This is a genomic window from Pradoshia eiseniae, from assembly GCF_002946355.1.
Classification (GTDB): domain Bacteria; phylum Bacillota; class Bacilli; order Bacillales; family Pradoshiaceae; genus Pradoshia; species Pradoshia eiseniae.
On sequence record NZ_PKOZ01000002.1, the window covers coordinates 12317 to 37585 of the forward strand.

Annotated in this window: 23 protein-coding genes; 21 read left to right on the plus strand and 2 right to left on the minus strand. The window is 41.9% G+C overall.

Translation table 11 applies throughout. The features are described 5' to 3' along the window. Positions 1-29 precede the first annotated feature (29 nt). Positions 30-503, minus strand: coding sequence for an RrF2 family transcriptional regulator (locus CYL18_RS04965; protein WP_104848385.1), 474 nt, complete (start codon positions 501-503; stop codon positions 30-32). 145 nt (positions 504-648) lie between these two features. On the opposite strand from CYL18_RS04965, the gene hmpA reads away from it, so the two are divergent. The 7 genes from hmpA (at position 649) to CYL18_RS05000 (ending at position 8950) form a co-directional block, all read left to right on the plus strand. Then, positions 649-1830, plus strand: a complete 1182-nt coding sequence (gene hmpA / locus CYL18_RS04970; RefSeq protein WP_104848386.1) for an NO-inducible flavohemoprotein — start codon at positions 649-651, stop codon at positions 1828-1830. Between the two features lie 301 nt (positions 1831-2131). Beyond that, entirely contained in the window at positions 2132-3517 is a 1386-nt protein-coding gene (gene mnmE / locus CYL18_RS04975; protein WP_104848387.1) for a tRNA uridine-5-carboxymethylaminomethyl(34) synthesis GTPase MnmE, read from the plus strand. A 12-nt stretch (positions 3518-3529) separates the two neighbouring features. Continuing rightward, positions 3530-5419 (plus strand): tRNA uridine-5-carboxymethylaminomethyl(34) synthesis enzyme MnmG, encoded by a 1890-nt coding sequence (gene mnmG, locus CYL18_RS04980; protein ID WP_104848388.1) that lies wholly within the window; start codon positions 3530-3532, stop codon positions 5417-5419. Positions 5420-5434: 15 nt separating this feature from the next. Next, entirely contained in the window at positions 5435-6151 is a 717-nt protein-coding gene (gene rsmG, locus CYL18_RS04985) for a 16S rRNA (guanine(527)-N(7))-methyltransferase RsmG (RefSeq protein ID WP_104848389.1), read from the plus strand. A gap of 140 nt (positions 6152-6291) precedes the next feature. After that, positions 6292-7164, plus strand: a complete 873-nt coding sequence (gene noc, locus CYL18_RS04990) for a nucleoid occlusion protein (RefSeq protein ID WP_104848390.1) — start codon at positions 6292-6294, stop codon at positions 7162-7164. A gap of 177 nt (positions 7165-7341) precedes the next feature. Then, positions 7342-8103: a ParA family protein gene (locus tag CYL18_RS04995; protein WP_104848391.1), complete on the plus strand. Its 762-nt coding sequence runs from the start codon at positions 7342-7344 to the stop codon at positions 8101-8103. A 4-nt stretch (positions 8104-8107) separates the two neighbouring features. Beyond that, a complete protein-coding gene (locus tag CYL18_RS05000) occupies positions 8108-8950 on the plus strand; it encodes a ParB/RepB/Spo0J family partition protein (protein WP_104848724.1) in 843 nt (280 codons plus the stop codon). A 32-nt stretch (positions 8951-8982) separates the two neighbouring features. Here the strand turns inward: CYL18_RS05000 and yyaC are convergent, their stop codons facing one another. Further along, positions 8983-9615, minus strand: coding sequence for a spore protease YyaC (gene yyaC / locus CYL18_RS05005; protein WP_104848392.1), 633 nt, complete (start codon positions 9613-9615; stop codon positions 8983-8985). A 407-nt stretch (positions 9616-10022) separates the two neighbouring features. Here yyaC and CYL18_RS05010 point away from each other — a divergent pair, with 407 nt between their 5' ends. The 14 genes from CYL18_RS05010 (at position 10023) to CYL18_RS05075 (ending at position 25191) form a co-directional block, all read left to right on the plus strand. Beyond that, the gene (locus CYL18_RS05010) at positions 10023-10223 is read left to right on the plus strand and encodes a DUF951 domain-containing protein (RefSeq protein WP_104848393.1); all 201 of its coding nucleotides are present in this window, start codon (positions 10023-10025) and stop codon (positions 10221-10223) included. Positions 10224-10351: 128 nt separating this feature from the next. After that, a complete protein-coding gene (gene ychF / locus CYL18_RS05015; protein WP_104848394.1) occupies positions 10352-11452 on the plus strand; it encodes a redox-regulated ATPase YchF in 1101 nt (366 codons plus the stop codon). 936 nt (positions 11453-12388) lie between these two features. Then, on the plus strand, positions 12389-12679 hold the full coding sequence (gene rpsF / locus CYL18_RS05020) for a 30S ribosomal protein S6 (RefSeq protein WP_104848395.1): 291 nt from the start codon (positions 12389-12391) through the stop codon (positions 12677-12679). A 61-nt stretch (positions 12680-12740) separates the two neighbouring features. Then, positions 12741-13244 carry a single-stranded DNA-binding protein gene (ssb, locus tag CYL18_RS05025; protein WP_104848396.1) on the plus strand — a complete coding sequence of 168 codons (504 nt, stop codon included), beginning with the start codon at positions 12741-12743 and terminating at the stop codon, positions 13242-13244. A 53-nt stretch (positions 13245-13297) separates the two neighbouring features. Beyond that, the gene (gene rpsR, locus CYL18_RS05030) at positions 13298-13540 is read left to right on the plus strand and encodes a 30S ribosomal protein S18 (RefSeq protein WP_104848397.1); all 243 of its coding nucleotides are present in this window, start codon (positions 13298-13300) and stop codon (positions 13538-13540) included. A 496-nt stretch (positions 13541-14036) separates the two neighbouring features. Continuing rightward, a complete protein-coding gene (locus CYL18_RS05035) occupies positions 14037-16010 on the plus strand; it encodes a DHH family phosphoesterase (protein ID WP_104848398.1) in 1974 nt (657 codons plus the stop codon). Beyond that, complete coding sequence (rplI, locus tag CYL18_RS05040) at positions 16007-16453, plus strand: 50S ribosomal protein L9 (RefSeq protein WP_104848399.1); 447 nt, start codon at positions 16007-16009, stop codon at positions 16451-16453. Before CYL18_RS05035 ends, rplI begins: the two co-directional genes overlap by 4 nt. 233 nt (positions 16454-16686) lie before the next feature. Beyond that, the gene (gene dnaB, locus CYL18_RS05045; RefSeq protein ID WP_049672666.1) at positions 16687-18051 is read left to right on the plus strand and encodes a replicative DNA helicase; all 1365 of its coding nucleotides are present in this window, start codon (positions 16687-16689) and stop codon (positions 18049-18051) included. A 178-nt stretch (positions 18052-18229) separates the two neighbouring features. Further along, positions 18230-19519 carry an adenylosuccinate synthase gene (locus CYL18_RS05050; RefSeq protein ID WP_104848400.1) on the plus strand — a complete coding sequence of 430 codons (1290 nt, stop codon included), beginning with the start codon at positions 18230-18232 and terminating at the stop codon, positions 19517-19519. A gap of 247 nt (positions 19520-19766) precedes the next feature. Further along, on the plus strand, positions 19767-20477 hold the full coding sequence (gene yycF / locus CYL18_RS05055) for a response regulator YycF (protein ID WP_104848401.1): 711 nt from the start codon (positions 19767-19769) through the stop codon (positions 20475-20477). A gap of 5 nt (positions 20478-20482) precedes the next feature. Further along, positions 20483-22306, plus strand: a complete 1824-nt coding sequence (walK, locus tag CYL18_RS05060; RefSeq protein ID WP_104848402.1) for a cell wall metabolism sensor histidine kinase WalK — start codon at positions 20483-20485, stop codon at positions 22304-22306. After that, positions 22303-23616 (plus strand): YycH family regulatory protein, encoded by a 1314-nt coding sequence (locus CYL18_RS05065; protein WP_104848403.1) that lies wholly within the window; start codon positions 22303-22305, stop codon positions 23614-23616. The genes walK and CYL18_RS05065 overlap by 4 nt, the downstream gene beginning before the upstream one ends. Next, positions 23603-24391 carry a two-component system regulatory protein YycI gene (locus tag CYL18_RS05070; RefSeq protein ID WP_104848404.1) on the plus strand — a complete coding sequence of 263 codons (789 nt, stop codon included), beginning with the start codon at positions 23603-23605 and terminating at the stop codon, positions 24389-24391. The genes CYL18_RS05065 and CYL18_RS05070 overlap by 14 nt, the downstream gene beginning before the upstream one ends. A gap of 5 nt (positions 24392-24396) precedes the next feature. Further along, positions 24397-25191, plus strand: a complete 795-nt coding sequence (locus tag CYL18_RS05075) for an MBL fold metallo-hydrolase (protein WP_104848405.1) — start codon at positions 24397-24399, stop codon at positions 25189-25191. Positions 25192-25269: the final 78 nt, after the last annotated feature.

A 25269-nucleotide genomic window follows, 5' to 3' on the forward strand; every position in this document is an offset into this window, starting at 1 on the left:
ATGCCGGCCAAAACATGGCCGGCATTTTTTTATTGATCCTCATCCGGATCTATGTTATCAAGCTCAGCAGAGGCTGATTGCTGGAGCATCTTTAGAAGCATGCCTTTATTTTTCGAGATATCTTCAAGAGAATAGGCATCAAGTACCTCGATGAAGGCCAAGAGGGCCTGATTCAGGATATTTCTTAGTGCGCAAACCGGTGAAATGGGGCAGTGATTATCTGAGGTGAAGCATTCAACGATAGCGAAATCCTCTTCTGTCTTTCTGACAAGAGCGCCAATATTTATATCATGCGGTTCCATAGCAAGGCGAATTCCGCCATTTCTTCCCCGGACCGTTTCTATATACCCTAATTTCCCTAAATTATAAATAACCTTCATAAGATGATTCTTTGATATGCCATAGGCTGCCGCAATATCCTTTATATTAGCCAATTTATGAGTATCTGCGCTTAAATACATTAAGACGCGAATGGAATAATCGGTGTAGCTCGTTAATCGCATGATGAATTCCTCTCTTTCTGCCTGCGATATATATTAATACTATCATATTTAAAAGATTATTTTAAAAATTGCATTTGTTTTAAATTGGGTGGATAATAAAGAAGTATTTAAAATACATCTTTTAGTAACAGAGGGAGTGATTGGGATGTTATCAGCTAAAACAATTGAAATTGTGAAATCAACAGCCCCTATTTTAGAAACGAGAGGGAAAGAAATTACGACTACGTTCTACCGAAATCTTTTTGTGAAACACCCTGAATTATTAAATATTTTTAACCATGCGAACCAGCAAAAGGGGCGCCAGCAAACGGCTCTCGCTAATACGGTAACGGCAGCTGCACATTATATTGATCGGCTTGAGGTGTTATTGCCGGTGGTAAAGCAAATTGCCCATAAGCATAGAAGCTTGGCCATCAAGCCTGAGCATTATCCGATTGTTGGAGAGAATTTGCTAGAGGCGATCAAGGAGGTGCTCGGTGAAGCAGCTACGGATGAAATCATTGGAGCTTGGGCCGAGGCATACGCAGTGATTGCCGATGTCTTCATTGCTGTTGAGAAGGAAATGTATGAAGAAGTACAAGAAGCAGCAGGCGGCTGGGCTGATTATAAGGAGTTCATCGTAATGGATAAAGTGAGAGAAAGTGAGAATATCACCTCGATTCTTTTGAAGCCTGCAGATGGTCAAGCTTTACCGGCGTTTAAACCTGGCCAGTACATGACCATCCGAATCTCGATTCCAGGTGAGCAATATTTGATGAACCGGCAGTACAGTTTGACTTGTTCTCCCAATAAGGAGTACTTCCGAATCTCCGTGAAAAAAGAGCTGCCTGGGAGCAGTCCGGATGGGAAGGTTTCGAATTATCTCCATACCTATCTGAATGTAGGCGACCGTCTTGAGGCCACAGCGCCGGCTGGAGATTTCACCCTTGATGTCATGGAATCAAAACCAGTGTATTTTATTGCCGGAGGGGTAGGCATTACTCCGTTTATGAGTATGCTCCATACCTTGTCGGAGAAGAATCCTTCAAGGGAAGTTGTTCTGAAGCACTCCGTTAGAAATGAACAAATCCGGCCATTTAACAAAGAACTGAAGCAGCTGGTTCAGAAGATGCCTCATTTCGAAGCGATGTTTTATTTGAGTGATGACAAGAGAAGAATGACCTCTGAAGACCTGCAAGGGCTGGATCCAAAGGGGATTTACTACGTTTGCGGACCAGCAGGATTCATGAGCTTTGCTGTGAGCTCCTTGCGAGAAGCAGGGATTGGTGAGGATCAAATCCATCATGAATTTTTCGGACCTGCCATGCAGCTGGAAGAGACTAAATAAGGGGGATATTGGCGATACTAAATAATATCCGGCAGACATTTATATAGAAAGAATAAAAAGGGGCGAGGATAGGAATCTTGGTCCTTTTTTATGTTGAAAGAAAAAACAAGGAGAGTCTGATATATTAACAGCGATAATCAAAAGAAGATTGTGCTTAGATTCTTGTTATTCACATGTGGATAAGTTAAAATTAAACGTATTGCATTTCCGCAGGATGTGGATAAAAGCGATTCTTACAGTAAGTCGGAGAAGCCGATTTTAATATAAAACGAAAAAACACAACAGGAAAGGAGTAAAAACCATGGATTTTGAAACAATTGCTGCGATATCAACTGCGATGGGCGAAGGGGCGATTGGTATTGTCCGTTTGAGCGGAGATGAAGCAATCAAGATAGCCGATTCTGTTTATCGAAGCCCTAAAGGGAAATCCTTGGCTGATGTGAAGAGCCACACGATTCATTATGGACATATGGTTGACCCTGCGACAAACCAAATGGTTGATGAAGTGATGGTGTCTGTGATGAAGGGGCCGAATACCTTCACGCGTGAGGATACGGTTGAAATCAATTGTCATGGTGGACTTGTCTCCGTCAACAAAGTACTGCAACTAGTCTTGAATCAAGGAGCAAAGCTAGCAGAGCCGGGTGAATTCACGAAACGTGCCTTCTTAAACGGCCGCATTGATTTGTCTCAGGCAGAAGCAGTCATGGATCTCATCCGGGCGAAGACGGATAAAGCTATGAACATGGCATTAGGCCAGGTTGAAGGGAAGTTATCTAAATTGATTCGGGCCCTCCGCCAGGAAATCCTCGAAACACTTGCCCAAGTAGAAGTAAACATTGATTACCCAGAATATGATGATGTAGAAGAAATGACACACCGCTTATTTAAGGAGCGTTGTGAGCATGTGAAGGCAGAGATTGAGAGGCTCTTGCAAACGAGCCATCAAGGAAAGATCCTTAGAGAAGGCATTTCAACAGTTATCATCGGACGTCCGAATGTTGGTAAATCGTCCTTGTTAAATAGTCTCGTGCAGGAGAATAAGGCCATCGTAACTGACATTCCTGGTACGACGCGGGATGTCATCGAGGAATATGTCAATGTAAGAGGGGTTCCCTTAAGACTCGTTGATACAGCTGGGATCAGGGAAACTGAAGACATTGTTGAGCGCATTGGTGTTGAACGTTCACGGGAAGTTTTGAAGAAGGCAGACTTAATTTTGCTTGTTTTAAATAATGCCGATGATTTTACAGAAGAAGATGTACGATTATTTGACGCGGTGAAGGGCATGGATGTGATTGTCTTGATCAACAAGACAGACCTGCCGCGTAAATTGGATATAGACAAAGTGAAAGATAGAGCGGGGAACTATCCGATTATTATGACCTCCTTGAAAGAAGAGGTCGGTGTCGATCAGCTTGAAGAGGCAATTTCTAGCTTGTTCTTTGAAGGGAATTTGCAGATGGGGGATGCAACCTATGTATCAAATTCTCGTCATATCGCTCTTTTGAACCAAGCGAAGAAGGCGATTGAAGATGCACTTGAAGGAATTGAAGCTGGTGTACCAATTGATCTTGTCCAAATTGACTTGACAAAGTCATGGGAAATGCTCGGCGAAATTATTGGGGATAGTGTACATGAAAGCTTAATCGATCAGTTGTTCTCGCAGTTCTGTCTTGGGAAATAAGGAGGTTAAACAATGGCATATCATGCTGGTGAATACGATGTAATAGTAGTAGGAGCGGGACATGCCGGCTGTGAGGCTGGTTTGGCTGCAGCGAGACAGGGAGCGAAAACGCTTGTCTTGACAATTAATCTTGATATGGTGGCTTTCATGCCATGTAATCCATCTGTAGGTGGTCCAGCAAAAGGGATCGTCGTGAGAGAAATAGATGCTCTCGGTGGAGAGATGGGGCGAAATATTGATAAGACGCATATCCAAATGCGGATGCTTAACACAGGCAAGGGGCCAGCTGTCCGCGCGTTACGGGCACAAGCCGATAAATTTGCCTACCAAAATGAAATGAAGAAAACATTAGAGGATGAGAAAAATCTTACGCTGATGCAGGGAATGGTCGACCGGTTGATTATTGAGGATGGCGAGTGCAAAGGTGTCATTACACAAACGGGAGCGATGTACCACTCCAAGGCCGTTGTCATCACGACAGGAACATTCCTGCGCGGGGAAATCATCCTCGGTGAACTGAAATACTCAAGCGGTCCGAATAATCAGCAGCCTTCCATTAAGCTGTCTGAGCACCTAGAAGAGCTGGGCTTTGATTTGGTTCGCTTTAAAACAGGTACTCCTCCGCGTGTGAACGGAGAAACCATTGATTATGGCAAAACTGAAATCCAGCCTGGTGACGATGTGCCAAGGGCATTCTCCTATGAAACAACGGCTTATATTACCGATCAGCTGCCGTGCTGGCTTACCTATACGAATGAAGGGACGCATGCGATTATTGACCGAAATCTCCATCGTTCCCCGATGTATTCTGGCATGATTAAGGGGACAGGACCACGTTATTGTCCATCCATTGAAGATAAGGTTGTCCGCTTTAATGATAAGCCGCGCCATCAAATATTCCTGGAGCCTGAGGGTCGCAATACACATGAGGTCTACGTTCAAGGACTTTCCACAAGCCTTCCGGAGGATGTTCAAAAGGAGATCCTTTCAACCATCCCTGGTCTTGAGAATGTCCAAATGATGCGTGCTGGCTATGCGATTGAGTATGATGCGGTTGTTCCGACTCAGCTTTGGCCGACCCTTGAGACAAAACGCATTAAGAATCTATACACAGCGGGCCAAATTAATGGAACCTCCGGTTATGAGGAAGCTGCTGGTCAAGGCTTGATGGCTGGAATTAACGCTGGCCGCAGAGCGCTTAATGAAGAGGAGCTCATTCTCAGCCGTTCGGAGGCTTATATTGGGGTTCTGATTGATGATTTGGTTACGAAAGGTACGAATGAGCCATACCGCTTATTAACATCGAGAGCTGAGTACCGTCTGCTGCTTCGTCATGATAATGCTGATTTGCGCTTAACCGAAATCGGGCATAGGATCGGCTTGATTAGTGATGCCCGCTATGAACGATTTCAAACGAAGAAGGCAATCATTGAAGCTGAAATCGAAAGGCTCCGAAATACGATTATTAAGCCGAACGCGGAAGTTCAAGCTAAATTGAAAGAGTGGGGCAGCAGTGAGCTGAAGGACGGTATACGCGGCCATGATCTGTTACGAAGAACCGAGATGACTTACGCTCTTGTAAGTGAACTGATTCCAAGTGAGCAGGAAATCACAGATGATGTTGCAGAACAAGTGGAAATCCAAGTGAAATATGAAGGCTATATCGAAAAGTCTATCCAGCAGGTTGAGAAGCTTAAGAAAATGGAGAACAAAAAAATACCTGATTTGATTGATTATGATGCCATTACTGGACTTGCCTCAGAGGCAAGGCAAAAATTGAAGCAGGTACGTCCTTTATCTGTTGCGCAAGCTTCGCGAATATCTGGTGTAAATCCAGCTGATATTTCCATCCTGCTCGTCTATATCGAACAAGGGAAAATCGCTAAAATAGCCCAAAACTAATAATGAGGTAAGCACATGAATATCCATGAATTTGAACAAGCGTTAAAGGAGAAGGGGATTGACCTTTCTCCTAAACAACTTGACCAGTTTGAAACCTATTTCAAGATGCTGGTTGAATGGAATGAAAAGGTGAATTTGACCGCCATCACAGAGAAGGAAGAAGTTTATTTGAAGCATTTTTATGATTCAATTTCTCCATCCTTCTTCGTCAATCTTTCTGGGGAGAAGTCCATATGTGATGTAGGAGCGGGAGCAGGATTTCCAAGCATTCCGCTGAAGATATGCTTTCCTTCCTTGAAGGTATCGATTGTTGATTCACTTAATAAGCGCATCACCTTCTTGAAAAACCTGACAGAAACACTTGGCCTAGAAAATGTGAACCTTTATCATGACCGAGCTGAAACGTTTGGGAAGCTTTCAGAGCAGCGAGAGCAATATGATATCGTCACAGCCCGTGCGGTGGCAAGACTGTCTGTTCTCAGTGAGCTTTGTTTGCCGCTCGTCAAGGTCGGCGGACAATTCATTGCCCTGAAGGGGGCAGGGGCAGAGGATGAAGTAAGTATAGGAAAGAAGGCTGTGACCATTCTAGGCGGGAAGCTAAAAGAAGATCATTACTTCCAGCTTCCAAAAGAGGATAGTGACCGGCATATCGTCATCATCGATAAAGTGAAGCCAACACCGAAAAAATATCCTCGAAAACCAGGAACGCCGAATAAGCAGCCTCTAGAATAAAGAAACTTTAGCAGACGGGAGTGCGAAAAATCTGTATAATGAAAGATAGCGATTACTAGAAAATGAAGCGTTCCCGTTTTATTGCTAAGGTTATCAACTAGGATTATGCTAGTTGGAAGTTTTTTAAAGGTGGTGTAGGGATGAGTAAACATCCTTTTTCACGTTTTTTTGGGCTTGGAGAAAAGGAAGAGACTATAGATCATTTAGATAATCAACAGATGGAAGAAGTGCGTAATGAAATACATGAAATTCCAGTAAATTCCATATCCCCGAATCGTTTTCAGCCGCGGAGCATTTTTGCAGATGAAAAAATCAATGAGCTTGCCCAAACGATTGAAACTCATGGAATCATCCAGCCAATCGTCGTACGTGAACTTCAGGAAGGACGCTATGAAATTATCGCCGGAGAAAGGCGTTTTCGGGCAGTCAGTAAATTAGGATGGGAAACGATTCCGGCCATTATCAATAACTTATCAGATACTGAAACAGCCTCAGTGGCCTTGATTGAAAACCTCCAACGTGAAGAATTGTCCCCGATTGAAGAAGCAATTGCGTATAGTAAGCTGATTGAACTCCATCAATTGACACAAGAAGGGCTTGCAAACCAGCTGGGTATTGGACAATCAACGGTTGCGAACAAGATCCGTCTCTTGAAGCTCCCTGAGTCAGTCCAAACCGCAGTTATGAATAAGCAAATTACAGAAAGACATGCCCGTTCACTCATTCCATTGAAAAATGCCGAATTGCAAAATCAGCTTGTGAGTGAAATCATCGAAAAAAGCCTGAATGTGAAACAAACAGAAGAACGAGTCAATAAGCTTCTCTCGAAGGATGACGAAAAAAAGCCGCGTTCTATCCGTAAAGCATTCAGCAAGGATATGAGAATTGCGGTCAATACAATCAGGCAATCTATGACTATGGTAAAAGATAATGGAATTAACCTAGATTCAGAGGAAACGGAATTTGATGATTTTTACCAAATCACCATTCGTATTCCAAAAAAGAAGCAATAATTGTTTATTTATGACCCAGGTGATCAAGAAGATTGCCGGGTTTTTTTCATTTATGCTACGTTTATACATATTCCGTTATTTTCTTTACAATATTATAAATATATGGACCTCGAAAATTGGAAACATGATAAAATAGAATACGTTACAAGATGAATGAGAAATGGGGCAGGTGACAACATGGGAAAAGTAATATCCATAGCAAACCAAAAAGGAGGAGTTGGTAAGACAACGACTTCCGTTAATTTGGGGGCCTGCTTGGCGTACATCGGGAAAAAAGTATTGCTAGTCGACATTGACCCTCAAGGAAATGCGACCAGTGGAGTAGGGATAGAGAAAGCTGACGTGGAGCAATGTATTTATGATGTTCTCATTGATGACGTTGAGGTAGCGAGTGTAATCAAAGCGACCAAAGTAGAGAATCTTGATGTAATTCCGGCAACAATACAGCTGGCCGGTGCAGAAATAGAATTAGTTCCGACCATATCTCGAGAGGTTCGCTTAAAAAGAGCCCTTGAAGAAGTGTCTGACCAATACGATTACATTATCATTGATTGCCCGCCTTCTTTAGGATTATTAACTCTTAACTCCCTTACAGCATCTGACGCTGTACTTATACCTGTGCAATGTGAATACTACGCCCTAGAAGGCCTCAGTCAGTTACTCAACACAGTACGTCTAGTTCAAAAGCATTTAAATCAAGAATTAAAGATAGAAGGGGTTCTGCTCACGATGCTGGATGCTCGAACAAACCTAGGCATTCAAGTCATCGATGAGGTGAAGAAGTACTTCCAGGATAAAGTTTATAAAACAATCATTCCGCGCACAGTCCGATTAAGCGAGGCGCCAAGCCACGGGGAGCCCATTATTATTTATGACCCGAAATCACGTGGCGCAGATGTATATATAGACTTGGCAAAGGAAGTGATTGCACATGGGTAAAGGATTGGGAAAAGGACTTGGAAAGGGCCTTAATGCTTTAATAACGAATATGGAAGTAAGCAAAGAGGAAGCCATTGAAGAGATCAAGCTTTCAGAATTACGCCCGAATCCTTATCAGCCTAGGAAGTCATTCCAGGAGGATGCCATAGAAGAATTGAAGAATTCGATTTTGCAGCATGGAATCCTGCAACCATTGATTGTTCGTAAGAGCAGCATAAAAGGGTATGAAATTGTGGCAGGGGAAAGAAGATTTCGTGCCGCGAAGGAAGCAAAGCTTAAGACAGTTCCAGTCGTTGTGCGCAATTTCGATGACAGACAGATGATGGAATTAGCCTTGCTTGAGAACCTGCAGCGTGAGGATTTAAATCCTGTAGAAGAAGGGGCTGCCTATCAATCCCTTTTGCGAAAACTGGATATCACACAAGAAGAATTGGCAAAAAGGATGGGGAAAAGCCGTCCTCATATTGCTAACCATATTCGCCTACTATCACTTCCAAATGATATACAGGATTATATATCCAACGGAAAGTTATCAATGGGACATGGGAGAGCGTTACTAGGTTTAAAGAATAAGAGTTTAATCAAGCCGATTGCAGATAAGGCCATTAAGTCTAACTTAAATGTGAGACAGCTAGAGGAGATTATTCATAACCAAAATGAGAATGTTTCACGTGAAACAAAGAAAGAGCTACCTAAAGATATCTTTTTACAAGAACGTGAAAGTCATCTTCGGGAACGATTTGGCACATCTGTTACAATCAAAAAATCAAAGAAACGCGGGAAAATTGAGATTGAATTCTTCTCTGAGGATGATTTAGAAAGGATTCTGGAGATATTGGACAAATAAAAAAACCATTTTTTAATGGTTTTTTTATTTTATCAATTTTCCTGCATGTGCTCATCTTCATAACTCCAATTAAAAGTTGGTGAAACAGAGTTAATATGATTATAGGAGAGCCCTGCCATATAGATGCCCCTTGAGATGGTCTTGGCCATCTTCAGAACTAAGTTTAAGCGCGTGTTCTGCAGCACGAAGAATTCCATAAATCCGCTGACGTTCACGATACCCGTGATATGGGCTTCTCCGACATTAGGCAGCTCTTTATTGACTCCTGCTCCTGGTTTGACAGGTCCTTTTCCAATTTGGATAATGCCGACGCTTTTAACTCGTCCAAGGCATGCATCAATACCTATAATGAACGGATTATCATGCAACTGATGAATATTCGTTAATCTATCCTTTAAATTGACCGCATGGATAGGGTCATCAAGTGTCCCGTATACATAAAAGTTTGCTAGCGGCTTTTCACTTAATAAAGTGCCAATCAATGGTCCTAAAGCATCGCCTGTCGATCGGTCAGTCCCAATGCAGACAATGACAATTGGACGGTTCTTTTCCTTAGGTAAAAGAGAAATGATTTCCTTGGAGAGAGCATGATGGGCATTCTCTTCTTCATAAGATATTCGGTTGGCTGAGTGTCGTTGTTCAAAAAAAGAAGGCCTCATGTTCATTTGTACCACTCCTCAAGAAAGATACTATCAGTATACGGAAAAGAGAAAATATATATACATTTGATTTGAAATAAAATGCTAAATAGTATAAATATGGAAGATGTTCGATGGTTGGATAAATGATTCGTTAATCGCAGACTTTAAGCTATAGACATTATACCCACTCCCTTATACGCTAAAAACATTCTGGGGACTGTAATCTAGCAATCAAAAGTAATAACATAGTAAAATAGTTTTAAAAACGTCATTCATCTGAGTTTTTGATTCCATGACTGATCACAGGATATGATAAGATGGAATGTATCCATTTATTGAACTATTTAACCGGAGATTTGATGCTCCACTTTACGCAGAAGGACAACATGATTATGCAAATAGAAATAATAACAGGTAAAGGGTGATTTAGTTTGGATGAGAAGGAATTTGCCTTGAATGATATTGTTGAAATGAAGAAACAGCATCCATGCGGAGCGAACCGCTGGAAGATCATTAGAATCGGAATGGATATCCGAATTAAATGTGAAGGCTGTGGCCACAGTGTGATGCTGCAGCGCAAGGAATTCATGAAGAAGATGAAGAAGGTTATCGAAAGGCATGAGGCAAGCTAAAAATCCCCAGTAGGCAAGCGAGAAAGAGACGTGAGCGCTTGTCATTTACCATCGTAGTCTCTATAATTGGTAAAGGTTTAAGAGAATATTGACATGTATACATGTTTTACACATAAGGAGTGAATAAATTGGCATTAACAGCTGGAATCGTTGGATTGCCGAACGTTGGTAAATCCACACTTTTTAATGCAATTACCCAGGCAGGTGCAGAATCTGCCAACTATCCGTTCTGTACAATCGACCCGAACGTTGGGATTGTTGAGGTACCTGACCACAGATTACAAAAATTAACAGAGCTTGTTATCCCTAAAAAGACTGTTCCTACCGCATTTGAATTTACAGATATCGCCGGAATCGTAAAAGGTGCCAGCAAAGGAGAAGGGCTAGGGAATAAGTTCCTTTCTCATATTCGTCAAGTTGACGCTATCTGTCATGTTGTACGCTGTTTTGCAGATGAGAACATCACCCATGTATCTGGCCGTGTAAATCCGATTGATGATATTGAAACCATCAATCTTGAACTTATCTTGGCAGATATGGAAACGGTTGAAAAGAGAATTGAACGTGTTGGCAAGCTAGCGAAACAAAAAGATAAAGAGGCTGTAGCTGAATTCGAAGTCCTATCCTTATTAAAGGAAGCATTTGAAGCAGAAAAACCAGCTAGAGCGGTTGAATTCACCGATGAGCAGCAGAAAATTGTCAAAGGACTTCACCTGTTGACTATCAAACCTGTTCTATATGTAGCCAATGTGGATGAAGACGAGGTAGCAGACGCATCTAACAACGAGTATGTGAAGCAAGTACGTGAATTTGCAGCTGGCGAAAAAGCAGAAGTTATTGTCATTTGCGCCAAAATCGAATCTGAGATCGCAGAGCTTGAAGGAGAAGAAAAACAAATGTTCCTTGAAGAGCTAGGCATCGAAGAGTCCGGCTTAGACCAATTGATTCGTGCATCCTACAATCTTCTTGGACTTGCCACATACTTCACAGCTGGTGTACAGGAAGTTCGTGCTTGGACATTCAGAAAAGGAATGAAAGCTCCGCAATGTGCCGGCATCATCCACTCTGACTTCGAACGCGGCTTTATCCGCGCTGAAATCGTATCATACGATGATCTCATGGCAGCTGGCTCCATGACTGCTGCGAAGGAAGCAGGAAAAGTAAGACTTGAAGGAAAAGAATACGAAGTAAAAGACGGAGACATCATCCACTTCCGTTTCAATGTATAAAAACAAAGCGAAAAGAGCCAATCCTCATCGATTGGCTCTTTTTTATGCAAGCCCAACTATGGGCAATCCTCCTATGGAATAAGCAAGCAGGGGTATCTCAGCCGGAGGGAGAGGCTGAGTGTTGCAAATGGAAAGATAGTCCTTTCCACTGAAAAATCGCTTGGGTTATCCCTTCATTCACCGTGTGTCATATGAAGGGTGATGGCGCTAGTTGGAAATTCATTTATAAATAATTGAGAATAGGGACGAGATTTATATTCACAATGTTAGAGCAGAGTTGAAACATAAACATTATAATTCACTAGCGAATAAAGATGCACCATACAATAAGCAGTCCCCTATTTTCAGTCGAACAGGCGAGACTCCTATAGGATAAGTGAGCAAGCTGAGACAGCTTAGCCGAAGACGAACAGGCTCAGCGCTTACCCCATGGAAAGGGAGCTCGTTTGGCTGAAAATAATTTCATAAATGTACTAAGGTTTTATAAACTTCCACAAATAGAACGGATGAAATTACTTAGATGAAACGAGATGGAATTAGATTGTTTAAAGAAAAATCAAGTTAGTGTATAGATAAGTTTTAAACCGTATAAAGAGCAGTTCCCCTATTTTCGGAAGAATGGGCGAGACTCCTGCAGGATTAGAAAGCAGGCTAAGACCACTCTGCCGAAGGCGAGGGGGCCTTAGCGCTTACCCTGCGGAAAGGGAGTCCATTCTTCCGAAAATAGCTTAAAAAATCCTGCTCAGTTTTTTATTGATTCCACAACTAGGAATGAAGCAACATTCTCCACTCATAAAAGAAAAACCACTAAATTTCAATGTTCTCTCTCCAATATTGCAATTAAATCTCCGCTGTAGTATAATTTATTCTTGTGAGTAATTATCGTTAATTGCTCCTTGCCCATTGGGCCGTTTAGACCAAAAGGAGGTGACAGTGATGACAAAATACGAAGTTATGTATATCATCCGTCCAAACATTGAGGAAGATAGCAAAAAAGCGCTAGTTGAGCGTTTTAACAACATCTTAGCTGACAAAGGTGCTGAAGTTCTTGAAACAAAAGAATGGGGCAAACGCCGTCTAGCTTACGAAATCAATGATTACCGTGATGGATACTACATGATCAACAAAATCCAAGCTGAAAATGCTGACGCAGTTCAAGAATTTGACCGTCTTGCTAAAATCAGCGAAGATATCATCCGTCATATCGTAGTTAAAGAAGAAGCATAATTTTATTGGATTTAACGTGTTCCTTGAGGGAACAGTTTTCTAATAACGGGAGTTGATTCTGATGATAAACCGTGTCATTTTGGTAGGTCGTTTAACGAAGGATCCTGATCTCCGCTATACTCCAAATGGTGTGCCGGTTGCTACTTTCACGCTAGCGGTCAATCGCACATTTTCCAATCAACAAGGTGAACGGGAAACGGATTTCATTAACTGTGTTGTTTGGCGCCGCCAAGCAGAAAATGCAGCTAATTATCTGAAGAAGGGTAATCTTGCTGGGGTCGATGGACGCATACAAACGCGTAACTATGAAGGCCAAGATGGAAAACGTGTATACGTAACCGAAGTACTGGCAGAAAGCGTGCAGTTCCTTGAGCCAAAAGGCTCCTCATCAGGTGAGAGAATGGGCGGAAACCAATATGGAGGCAATGATAATCCATTTGGCGGTCAGGGCAATCGCAGCCAAAACCAGAATCAACGGAAGGATAGCTATACGAAAATCGATGATGATCCATTCAGCAATGATGGACAAACCATTGATATTTCCGATGATGACCTTCCATTCTAAAATGAACTTAAACGCAGTGTGAATATATAATATAACTCAAAGGAGTGAATCAAATGGCAGGCGGACGCAGAGGCGGACGTGCTAAACGCCGTAAAGTTTGTTACTTCACATCAAACGGCATTACGCACATCGATTATAAAGACGTAGATCTTCTTAAAAAGTTTATCTCTGAACGCGGAAAAATTCTTCCACGTCGTGTAACTGGAACTAGCGCTAAGTACCAACGTAAATTGACTATCGCAATTAAACGTGCTCGTACTATGGCTCTTCTTCCATTCGTTGCAGAAGATAAGTAAGAACGATAAAAACACAGCGGGTTATAGCCTGCTGTGTTTTTTATTTATCTTTGAATAGGATGAGCCTTATATCTAAAACACTATTCGAATTGTGTATTTCTTAGTGGAGGAAATGTTTGCATATTCCAACGATGATACCGCAATTTACTTTTAGGAGGCTTCTTATGATGAAGCTGAGTTATAGAGGTTATGGCGAAAAGAAAAGCAGGTAGGCATCTTCCTGGGAATATGGATATAAAATAATCATAAGACTCAAAGTAAGCGATGAAAAAAGAAATTCCGGCTTTATAAAAGGGAAATCAGGAGAGAATAAACAGGAATCCTATATTTCATAATAGGTACCTTATTACTGTTATTTCGTTCTATTTATACTAAAATGATAAGTAGTGGTTGATTATCAACATGAGAATTATTACCATGTTGGTCATGGTGCTGCACTATCAAGTATAATAGATGTATTACATAAATGACCCCACTTTAATTAGGAGCTGAAACTATGCCGCCTTATTTAAGAAAGCAAGCATTCCGTTATCCTGTATACGCTTTATTAAGCGTAGGCGTGCTCATAATTGGCGTACTTGCTTATTATAATTGGATTTATGCATTATTGGCTTCTTTGTTCTTTATTGCCTTTGTCTTTCTGGGCTTGTTGATTGTGAATGCAGTTCGGAAGGAAACAGAGGTCTACATCTCTACTCTTTCTTACCGGTTGAAGAGAGTCGGAGAGGAAGCTCTTTTAGAAATGCCAATCGGTATTCTATTGTTTAATGATGACTTTGTTATTGAGTGGTCAAATCCCTTCATGACTAAATGTCTTCAAGAGGATAGCTTGGTTGGCAAAAATATAGAAGAGGTAGCAGAATCTTTGCTTCCTTTTCTTCGGAAGCAAGAAGGAGAAATGACACTGACAATTCATGACAGTAAATATCGTGTTGTTCATAAACCGGATGAAAGACTTCTTTATTTCTTTGATGTGACAGAACAGACTGAGATAGAGAAGCTTTATGAAGATGAACAGACTGTCATTGGCATTATTTTCTTAGATAATTATGATGATGTGACACAAGGGATGGATGACCAGCGTAAAAGTGGCTTAAACAGTTTTGTCACATCTTTGCTGAACAACTGGGCAAAGGAATACGGAGTGTTTTTGAAGCGAATATCTTCAGATCGATTCATTGCGGTAATGAACGAAAACATTCTTACTGAGCTGGAAAACACAAAGTTCTCCATTCTCGATGATGTAAGGGAAACAACGGCCAAACAAAATGTTCCGCTTACACTTAGTATTGGTATAGGCAGCGGAGTTCCAGCCTTGCCTGACCTTGGAGCCGTTGCCCAGTCAAGTCTTGATCTTGCGTTAGGTAGGGGCGGTGACCAGGCGGCCATCAAGCTTCCAAATGGGAAGGTTAAGTTCTATGGTGGCAAGACGAATCCAATGGAGAAGCGGACACGAGTAAGGGCGAGGGTTATCTCGCATGCGCTGCGTGATTTGATTATTGACAGTGATAAAGTCATTATTATGGGACATAAGTTCCCAGATATGGATGCGATTGGTTCATCCCTTGGCGTATTGAAGATTGCTCAGATGAATGACCGGGATGGTTACATTATTCTGGATCGTGATGAGCTTGATTCAAGCGTCAAGAGATTGCTCTGTGAGATTAAACAGAAGCCAGAGCTTGACGGAATGTTCATTTCCCCTGAAAATGGCGTTGAGCTCATAACTGAAAAGACGCTCCTTGTCGTAGTGGATACGCATAAGCCAAGCCTTGTTATTGATGACAGAATTATATCCCGTACAGAGAAGATTGTCGTCATTGACCATCATCGGCGCGGGGAGGAATTCATCGATAATTCTCTTCTCGTTTATATGGAGCCGTATGCATCTTCAACAGCTGAGCTTGTGACAGAGCTGATTGAGTACCAGCCGAGCCGGGTGAAGCTCGATATGCTGGAATCAACAGCTCTCTTAGCAGGAATTATAGTTGATACGAAATATTTTACGTTCCGGACCGGCTCACGGACCTTTGATGCGGCATCGTTCCTAAGAGGCCATGGAGCGGATACAGTAATGGTCCAAAGGCTATTAAAGGAGAATGTGGATTCATATTTGCAGCGGGCCAAGCTGCTTAGCAATGTGTATTTTTACTGTGATGGTGTGGCGATAGCGAATGGGGAAATATCCGGGTATGCCGATCAAGTAATGATTGCCCAGGCGGCTGATACACTACTGTCAATGGAGGGGGTCTCTGCTGCCTTCGTGCTAGCGAAGAAGGCTGAAAACGAGATTGGCATTAGTGCAAGATCGCTTGGCGAGATTAATGTTCAAGTAATTATGGAACAGCTTGGAGGCGGAGGGCATTTGACAAATGCAGCAACCCAGCTAGAGAACATATCTATGCAGAAGGCAGAACAAATGCTGAAAAAAGCGTTAGATGAGCAATTAGAAGGAGGTACCATTTCATGAGAGTTATTTTCTTGAAAGATGTAAAGGGTAAAGGGAAAAAAGGTGAAATTAAAAATGTAGCTGACGGATATGCGCATAACTTTCTATTAAAGCAGGGCCTTGCCGTGGAAGCGACAGGCGGCAATATGAAAGCATTAGAGAACCAAAAGAATAAAGAGGCTCAGCTTGCACAGGAAGAGCTAGAAAATGCTAAAAAGCTAAAAGAAAGCTTGGAAAAGCTGACAGTTGAGCTCCAAGCAAAGTCTGGAGATGGCGGCCGTATTTTCGGATCCATCACAAGCAAGCAAATCGCCGATGCCATGCAAAAGCAGCATAAGGTGAAGCTGGATAAGCGAAAAATCGATCTTGAAAATCCAATTAAATCACTAGGCTACACAAAAGTCCCAGTTAAGCTTCATCATGAAGTAACGGCTACTTTAAATGTTCACGTCAAGGAACAATAAACGACATTTTCCGGGAAATAATTTTAGAAAAAAGTGATGATAGGCTTGATAGCTGATATTATCGCTTTTTTTAGTATGATAGATTTTAGTGGATAAATTAATAAATAATTACCTATACCTATTCTCTGCAATTCCATATACAATAGAAGAACAAACAGTATGAATGATAAAGAGAACAGCCCAGGCAAGTGTCCTTGCCAAATGGGCCTTATTATATAAAGGGGGTTTGCCGAATGAATGAGCTCTTTACTGATTTGGTACCACCACAAAACGTGGAAGCCGAACAGGCTGTATTAGGAGCAATCTTTCTTGTGCCTTCCTCACTTATTCTAGCTTCGGAGATTCTTCTTCCGGAGGACTTTTATCGAAGCGCGCACCAGAAAATATTCCTTGTCATGCTTAAATTGAATGATACTGGTAAAGCGGTTGACTTAGTGACGGTAACAGAAGAGCTTAGCGCAACAAAGCAGCTGGAAGAAGTAGGCGGCGTGTCCTATTTAACAGAACTGGCCTCTTCAGTGCCTACTGCGGCAAATATTGAATATTACGCTCGTATCGTAGAAGAAAAATCGGTACTGCGCCGATTGATTAATACGGCAACAGGCATTGTTCAAGATGGATATTCACGCGAGGATGAGGTAGAAAGCCTGCTTGGCGAAGCGGAAAAGAGCATCATGGAAGTGGCCTCCCGCAAGAATGCTGGCGCCTTCCATAATATTAAAGATGTCCTAGTGCGGACATATGACAATATTGAGCTTTTGCATAACCGTGTTGGAGATATTACTGGTATCCCAACTGGATTTAATGATTTGGATAAGATGACAGCAGGGTTCCAGCGCAATGACTTGATTATCGTTGCTGCTCGTCCTTCTGTTGGTAAGACAGCCTTTGCCTTAAATATTGCCCAAAACGTCGCGACTAAAACCGATGAAAATGTTGCTATTTTCTCCCTAGAGATGGGCGCTGAACAACTCGTCATGCGTATGCTATGCGCTGAGGGAAATATTAACGCACAGAACCTGCGAACAGGTTCCTTGACTGATGAGGACTGGCGCAAGCTTACCCTTGCGATGGGAAGTTTGTCGAATTCAGGAATCTTCATTGATGATACCCCAGGAGTACGCATTAGTGAGATTCGCTCAAAATGCCGCCGTCTAAAGCAGGAGCATGGCCTTGGAATGATCTTGATTGACTATTTGCAGCTCATTCAGGGTAATGGTCGTTCGGGAGAGAACAGACAGCAGGAGGTTTCAGAAATCTCCAGGTCTTTAAAGGCTCTTGCCCGTGAGCTTGAGGTTCCAGTTATTGCTCTTTCTCAGCTCTCTCGTGGAGTAGAGCAACGTCAAGACAAACGTCCAATGATGTCTGATATCCGTGAATCCGGGAGTATCGAGCAGGATGCGGATATAGTAGCCTTCCTGTACAGGGAAGACTACTATGATAAGGAGACAGAGAACCAAAACGTGATAGAAATCATTATTGCGAAACAAAGGAATGGCCCTGTCGGTACTGTACAGCTAGCCTTCGTAAAAGAATATAATAAATTCGTTAACCTGGAACGAAGGTTTGAGAATGATGCCTTCCCGACAGGTGCATAATAAAAATCCGTCATCATAGACGGATTTTTTATTATCCCTTAATAACGAACGTACTTTGATGATTGCATAAAAATGTTCGTATTTTTATTGAAAAACGTAATTGGAATTGATACACTAAGAATGTTTGTTAGGCAAAAAAGCATATATGCTGATTGCTCAAAATTTTGGAGGTGTCAGAATGTCTTCAGTAGTTGTAGTTGGTACGCAGTGGGGAGACGAAGGTAAAGGGAAAATCACCGATTTTCTTTCTGAAAATGCAGAAGTAATAGCGCGATATCAAGGCGGAAATAACGCAGGACATACAATTAAATTTAATGGTGAAACTTACAAGCTCCATTTAATTCCATCTGGGATTTTCTATAAAGATAAGATATCTGTAATCGGGAATGGGATGGTCGTTGATCCAAAGGCCCTGATCGCAGAGCTTGCTTATTTGCATGAACGCGGCGTTTCAACTGATAATCTTCGTATCTCGAATCGGGCGCATGTCATCCTTCCTTATCATTTGAAGCTTGATGAGGTAGAGGAAGAGCGCAAGGGAGCCAATAAGATTGGTACAACGAAAAAAGGCATCGGACCAGCTTATATGGATAAAGCTGCCCGTATAGGCATTAGAATTGCCGACCTTTTGGATCGTGAAGTTTTTGAAGAAAAGTTAACAAGAAATCTAGAGGAGAAGAACCGGATGCTCGAGAAGTTTTACGAGACAGAGGGCTTCACCTTAGATGATTTCTTTGAAGAATATTATGAATATGGACAGCAAATCAAAAAGTATGTATGTGATACATCTGTTGTCTTAAATGACGCTCTTGATGAAGGACGCCGTGTTCTTTTTGAAGGAGCTCAGGGTGTTATGCTAGATATTGACCAAGGGACTTACCCATTTGTGACATCCTCAAATCCTGTAGCAGGGGGAGTGACCATTGGGGCTGGAGTCGGCCCATCTAAGATCAATCATGTGGTGGGTGTGTGCAAGGCATACACAACTCGTGTGGGAGACGGCCCATTCCCGACTGAGCTCCATAATGAAATTGGCGATCAAATCAGGGAAGTGGGAAGAGAATATGGTACGACAACAGGCCGCCCGCGCCGTGTAGGCTGGTTCGATAGCGTTGTCGTAAGGCATGCACGCCGTGTAAGCGGTATGACTGACCTATCTCTTAACTCTATTGATGTCTTAACAGGCATTGAGACATTGAAGATCTGTGTAGCTTATCGCTACAAAGGAGAAATTATGGAGGAGTTTCCGGCGAGCCTGAAGGTGCTGGCTGAATGTGAACCAGTCTATGAGGAGCTTCCAGGCTGGACTGAGGACATTACCGGTGCAAAGACACTATCAGACCTTCCGAAGAATGCGAGAGCATACCTTGAGCGTGTTTCCCAGCTGACTGGTATTCCACTGTCCATCTTCTCAGTTGGACCAGATCGAAATCAAACAAATGTATTGAGAAATCCTTACGGAATTTAATAGCTGACTTATGAAAGAAGGCATTCAGAATAACTATATTCTGAATGCCTTCTTTCTTTCGATGCGATTAATGTGAAAATATTAATTGGGATTTATCGCTTTTTGTTGTAGATAACTGGATTTTTTCTTAAAAAGATGACCTAGACAAAGAGAAATGATAAAGTAAGTTTGAAAGAGTTTATAAAAAATGGGACAAGTTTGCCCTGCTTTTGTATAGATATGAATGATAGATAAAGGAGTCGCTGTAATGGATAAGAAAATATTAGTTGTTGATGATGAGAAGCCAATTGCTGACATACTCCAGTTTAATTTAAAAAAGGAAGGGTTTGACGTTTTCTGCGCCTATGACGGCAATGAAGCGATCAAGCTTGTTGAGGAAATAAAGCCGGATTTGATTTTACTTGATATAATGCTCCCGCAGCAGGATGGAATGGAAGTGTGCAGGGAGGTCAGAAAGAAATATGATATGCCAATCATCATGCTGACAGCAAAGGATTCTGAAATTGATAAAGTTCTTGGTCTTGAGCTTGGAGCAGATGATTATGTGACAAAGCCATTCAGTACACGTGAATTGATTGCGCGCGTCAAAGCAAACCTGCGCAGACAAAAGCAAGTTGCTAACCAGCAGGATGAACAGGAAGAAACAAATGAAATCACGGTGGGGAATTTGGTTATTCACCCAGATTCATATATGGTATCTAAAAGAGGTGAGACCATTGAACTGACTCATCGTGAATTTGAGCTGCTTTTCTATTTAGCGAAGCATATAGGACAAGTCATGACAAGGGAACATCTCCTGCAAACAGTATGGGGCTATGACTACTATGGAGATGTACGGACAGTTGATGTAACGGTTAGACGTCTAAGAGAGAAAATAGAGGATAATCCTAGTCATCCGGCTTGGATTGTTACAAGAAGAGGAGTTGGATATTACCTCCGTCACCCTGAACAGGAGTAATTCTTATGAAAAAAGTCGGTTTTTTTAATTCGATTTATTTTAAATTCGTATTAATTTATTTGTTGTTGATTTTCGTGGCAATGCAGATTATCGGTGTATATTTTGCCCAGCGCTTAGAGGAGCAGCTTTTAGATAGTTTTAAAAGCTCGATTCAGGAGAGGGTCAACATCTTAAAATATAGCCTTGAAAAGGAGATTATCGAACCGCGCAAAGCAGGTGATCCGACCTTGATGGAGGATATTGAAACGACTATCGGGGATTATGATTCTGAGGATATCTCAGAGATACGAGTGATAGACCAGGACTATAAGGTAATTGGGTCTTCAGCGGAAAATCAGGAAATAGTGGGAACCAGATTTACCGATCAAATGGTCAGGACAGCCTTTAACCAAGGTGCAGCCCAGAAGGACATTCGCATTGATGCAAGTAATGCGGAGCGAATTCTCCTATGGTCAGAGCCGCTCATGACGGAGGATGGTGTCGTCATCGGTAATCTGTATTTGATTACAAAAATCGAGAATGTGTATAAGGAACTCGAGCAAATCAATACGATTATGGCTCGGGCCACAATTATTTCCCTGCTTGTGACAGCTGTATTAGGGATTTTACTTGCCCAAACCATTACGCGGCCTATCTCTGATATGAGAAGGCAGGCGATGGCTATGTCGAGAGGAAACTATACGCGTAAGGTTAAAGTATACAGCGATGATGAGATTGGACAGCTCGCTGTGTCCTTCAATAATTTGACAAAGAAATTGCAGGATGCTCAAGCAACAACAGAGGCAGAAAAACGCAAGCTCTCATCTGTTTTAACGAATATGACTGATGGTGTGTTGACGACTGACAGACGCGGACGTGTCATTCTTATTAATGATACAGCGGTATCCATGCTGAAGGTTTCACGTGAAACATCACTATCCAAGCCGATAACGGAGGTATTAGGAATAGATGATACGTATACCTTTAGTCAGCTTTTAAATGAAAAGGATTCAATGATTTTAGACCATAGCTCCGATAAGAAACTATTATATTTGAGGGCGAATTTCTCCATCATTCAGCGCGAAACAGGCTTTGTGAATGGATTGATTGTCGTTCTGCATGATATCACAGAACAAGAAAAAATCGATGAGGAACGAAGAGAGTTCGTAGCCAATGTATCTCATGAGCTGCGGACACCTTTAACAACGATGCGAAGTTATCTCGAAGCGTTGGCAGATGGAGCGATGGATGATGCGGAGCTTGCCCCGAGATTCTTAAACACGGCTCAGACCGAAACGGAGCGAATGATTCGGCTGGTAAATGCTCTTCTTCAACTATCTAAGCTTGATAGCACAGATTATCAATTATCGACAACCTGGGTAGACTTCGGACGCTATTTCCACCGTGTAATTGACCGTTTTGAGATGACTAAATCAAGAAATGTGACCTTTAAGCGTCTCATTCCGGAGGAGTCAATAGGTGTGGAAATTGATGAGGATAAAATAACACAGGTGCTTGATAATATTATTTCCAACGCTTTGAAATATTCCCCAGAGGGGGGACAGGTTACTTTCAAATTGCAGGTCATTGGACCGAATATTGAAGTAAGCATCCGCGATGAGGGAATGGGGATTCCAAAGGAAAATGTCTCAAGGATTTTTGAGCGGTTCTATCGAGTCGATAAGGCGCGCTCCCGCAAGTTGGGAGGGACTGGCCTAGGACTGGCTATTGCAAAAGAAATGATTGAAGCACATAAAGGGCAAATATGGGCATCAAGTGAGGAAGGCAAAGGGACAACCGTGTTCTTTACACTGCCATATGAACCTTTACAAGAGGATGATTGGGAATGAGCTGGGAAGGATTAAAAAATATCTTGTTATTCTCCCTGATCGTAATCAGCGGGCTGCTCACATGGTCATATTGGTTTTATCAGCCAAGCTATGAAATTGATATCCAACATGTCCAGACGAAAATTATGAGCAATGGCAATATGGAGCCTGATGAGGTTGTCCAGCCAATTAAGATGCTGTACTATGATGAAAGTTCCTATTATGGCACTTATTCAGAGGAAATGGTATCTGAAATGATGGATATGGTTAAGAATGTTACGCTCTTTAACCTTCAAAATCGATCTGAAAGCTATGGGGATGTAAATGACATAAAGGAATTAGTGGAGAGGGATGGAGCAATTGAGGTTGTATTCAATGATTCAGTGCCATTATCCTTCTATAAAAAGTTTTTGAAAATCGAAGATAGTATTGTACCAGATGTCTACTTTGACCGAATTGTTGTGTTCACGGAGGAACGTGAGGATGTAGGTCATTCAGTTTATTTCATCTCTGAAGATAAGAAAGCAGTCTTAGCGGCCGCGCTCGAAAAAGAAGATTTGGAGCAGTTTGGTACAACCTTTGCTAATACAGAGCTATATGAGAAATATCAGAAAGTGGCTATAACGGATAATCGATCTGTTATCGTGCCGGCTAATGAACAAAGAGTGACTGGATATAGCTATTTGACCAAATTTGTATCTTCAGCAAGCTTTATGAAGGCTTTATTCTCGAGCCCGGAAATTGTAAAGCAGGAAGGAGATATATATACAGATGGGGTGAGCCTTATGAAGGTGAACTCTAAAACAGGGATGATTGAATATAAGAACCTGGCTGTAGGCGCAAAGGAAGAAAAGAACACCGACAAACATATCCTGCAGAGGAATATTGATTATATAAACAGCCACTCGGGATGGGATAGGCGATACCGCTTTGCGGATATGGATGAGGAAGAAAGGGAAATTATCTACCGTCTATATATTTCAGGCCTGCCAGTCTTTAGTGACATAGGCAATTCCGAATTCGATGTTGAGTGGGGAACCGAAAATGTGAGAATGTACGAGCGTCCATATATGTATCTTGGGGACAAGGCACTGACAAAAAGTGACGCCATCTTACCAAGAGCGGAAGATGCTCTTATCGCTTTTCAGGAAAGCCTAAATAAACAATATAATCCTGACAAGCTGGCTGATATGACGATTGGGTTTGAGATGCTAGTTGATGATAAAACAGGAACCGACATTGTTACCTTAAAGCCAAATTGGTACTTTCTGTATGACAATTCCTGGATAAAGATAATGGATAAGGGAGGCATCATGGATGGATTGGAATAAAACAAAAAGTCTATTCATTGTTGTCTTCCTCGTGTTAGATATCTTCCTTCTTTATCAATTCATTGGTTTTAAGGCGACAAAGCTTGAAGTTAACAAAGAATCGACTGTTGAGGAAAAGCTCGAGGATGCCGGGATTGAATACTCCTCCATGCCAGGCGGATCAGTAACGGAGAAAACCATCAGCGCAAAGGCTAAGGTGTTCACGGAAAAAGATATTAGTACACTTAAGAATCAAAATGCGGTTCTAGGTAATGAAAATACGATTGTCTCTACTCTTGAAACACCGATACCAATTGGAACGGGAGAAGGTAAATATTTTGACCTTGAAACGTTCATGAAGAAGGAGATTACCGAAGGCACCTCTTATAAGTTCTGGAGCAAGGAAGACCAAACCATTATTTATAGCCAAGTTTATAATGAGCGTGTGCTTTTTAATAACCAAGATGCGCAAATTGTATTTCAATTGAACGAGAAGAATGAAGTGGTTGGGTATGAGCAAACAATGCTCGATAATATAGAAGAATTTAATGAAAATCAGGCAATCAAACCAGCTGTGGAGGCGTTAGGAAGCTTGTTGACAAACGGTTATTTATCCGTAGGCAGTAAGGTAACTAATCCAGAGCTTGGGTATTATACTCTCGTAGAAGTGACAGAGTCTGAAATCCTGGTACTTGTGCCCACCTGGCATTTCAAGGTAGATGGCCAGGAGGATTATTTCGTTGAAGGAACAGGCAGTGAAGTACTAAATACAGAAGAAGAGAATTTAACGGAGTGAGGAATATGTCTATGCAATTCAGCGTTCTCGCCAGCGGAAGTACGGGAAATTCTCTTTATGTGGAATGCGGAGAAAACTCCTTTCTCGTCGATGCCGGCTTGAGCGGAAAGAAAATGGTAGAGCTATTAGGGAAGATCAAAAAGAAACCTGAGGATCTTTCAGGTATATTCGTAACACATGAGCATAGCGATCACATTAAGGGACTTGGCATCCTGGCGCGAAAATATAACTTGCCCATCTATGCCAATGCTAATACATGGAGGGCAATGGATGGCTTGATTGGGGAGATTCCGACAGAGCAAAAGTTTGAGTTCGGGATGGAGACAGTAAAGACATTCGGCGCTATGGATGTAGAATCATTCGGCGTTTCACATGATGCGGCAGAGCCGATGTTTTATGTGTTCCATCATGGTGATAAGAAGCTCGTGACGATTACGGATACTGGTTATGTAAGTGACCGCATGAAAGGAATCATCCAAAATGCGGATATGTATATATTCGAAAGCAATCATGATGTAGGTATGCTCCGAATGGGACGCTATCCATGGAGCGTCAAACGCCGTATTTTGAGCGATGTGGGACATGTCTGCAATGAAGATGCAGCCATTGCCATGAGTGAAGTAGCTGGCGATCGTACGAAGCGTTTTTATTTAGCGCATTTAAGCAAGGACAATAATATGAAAGATCTGGCGCAAATGTCCGTTGCGCAAACATTAGAGACAAAGGGCATTCGTGTCGGTGAGCAATTCAGTTTGTATGATACCGACCCAAATGAGCCAACCGAATTAATAGAAGTATAACAGAGATTTTTCTCTGTTATTTTTTTGCCTAAACATACTTTTTGACTCAGTAGGGAAAAGAATAAGCGAAAGATTTCC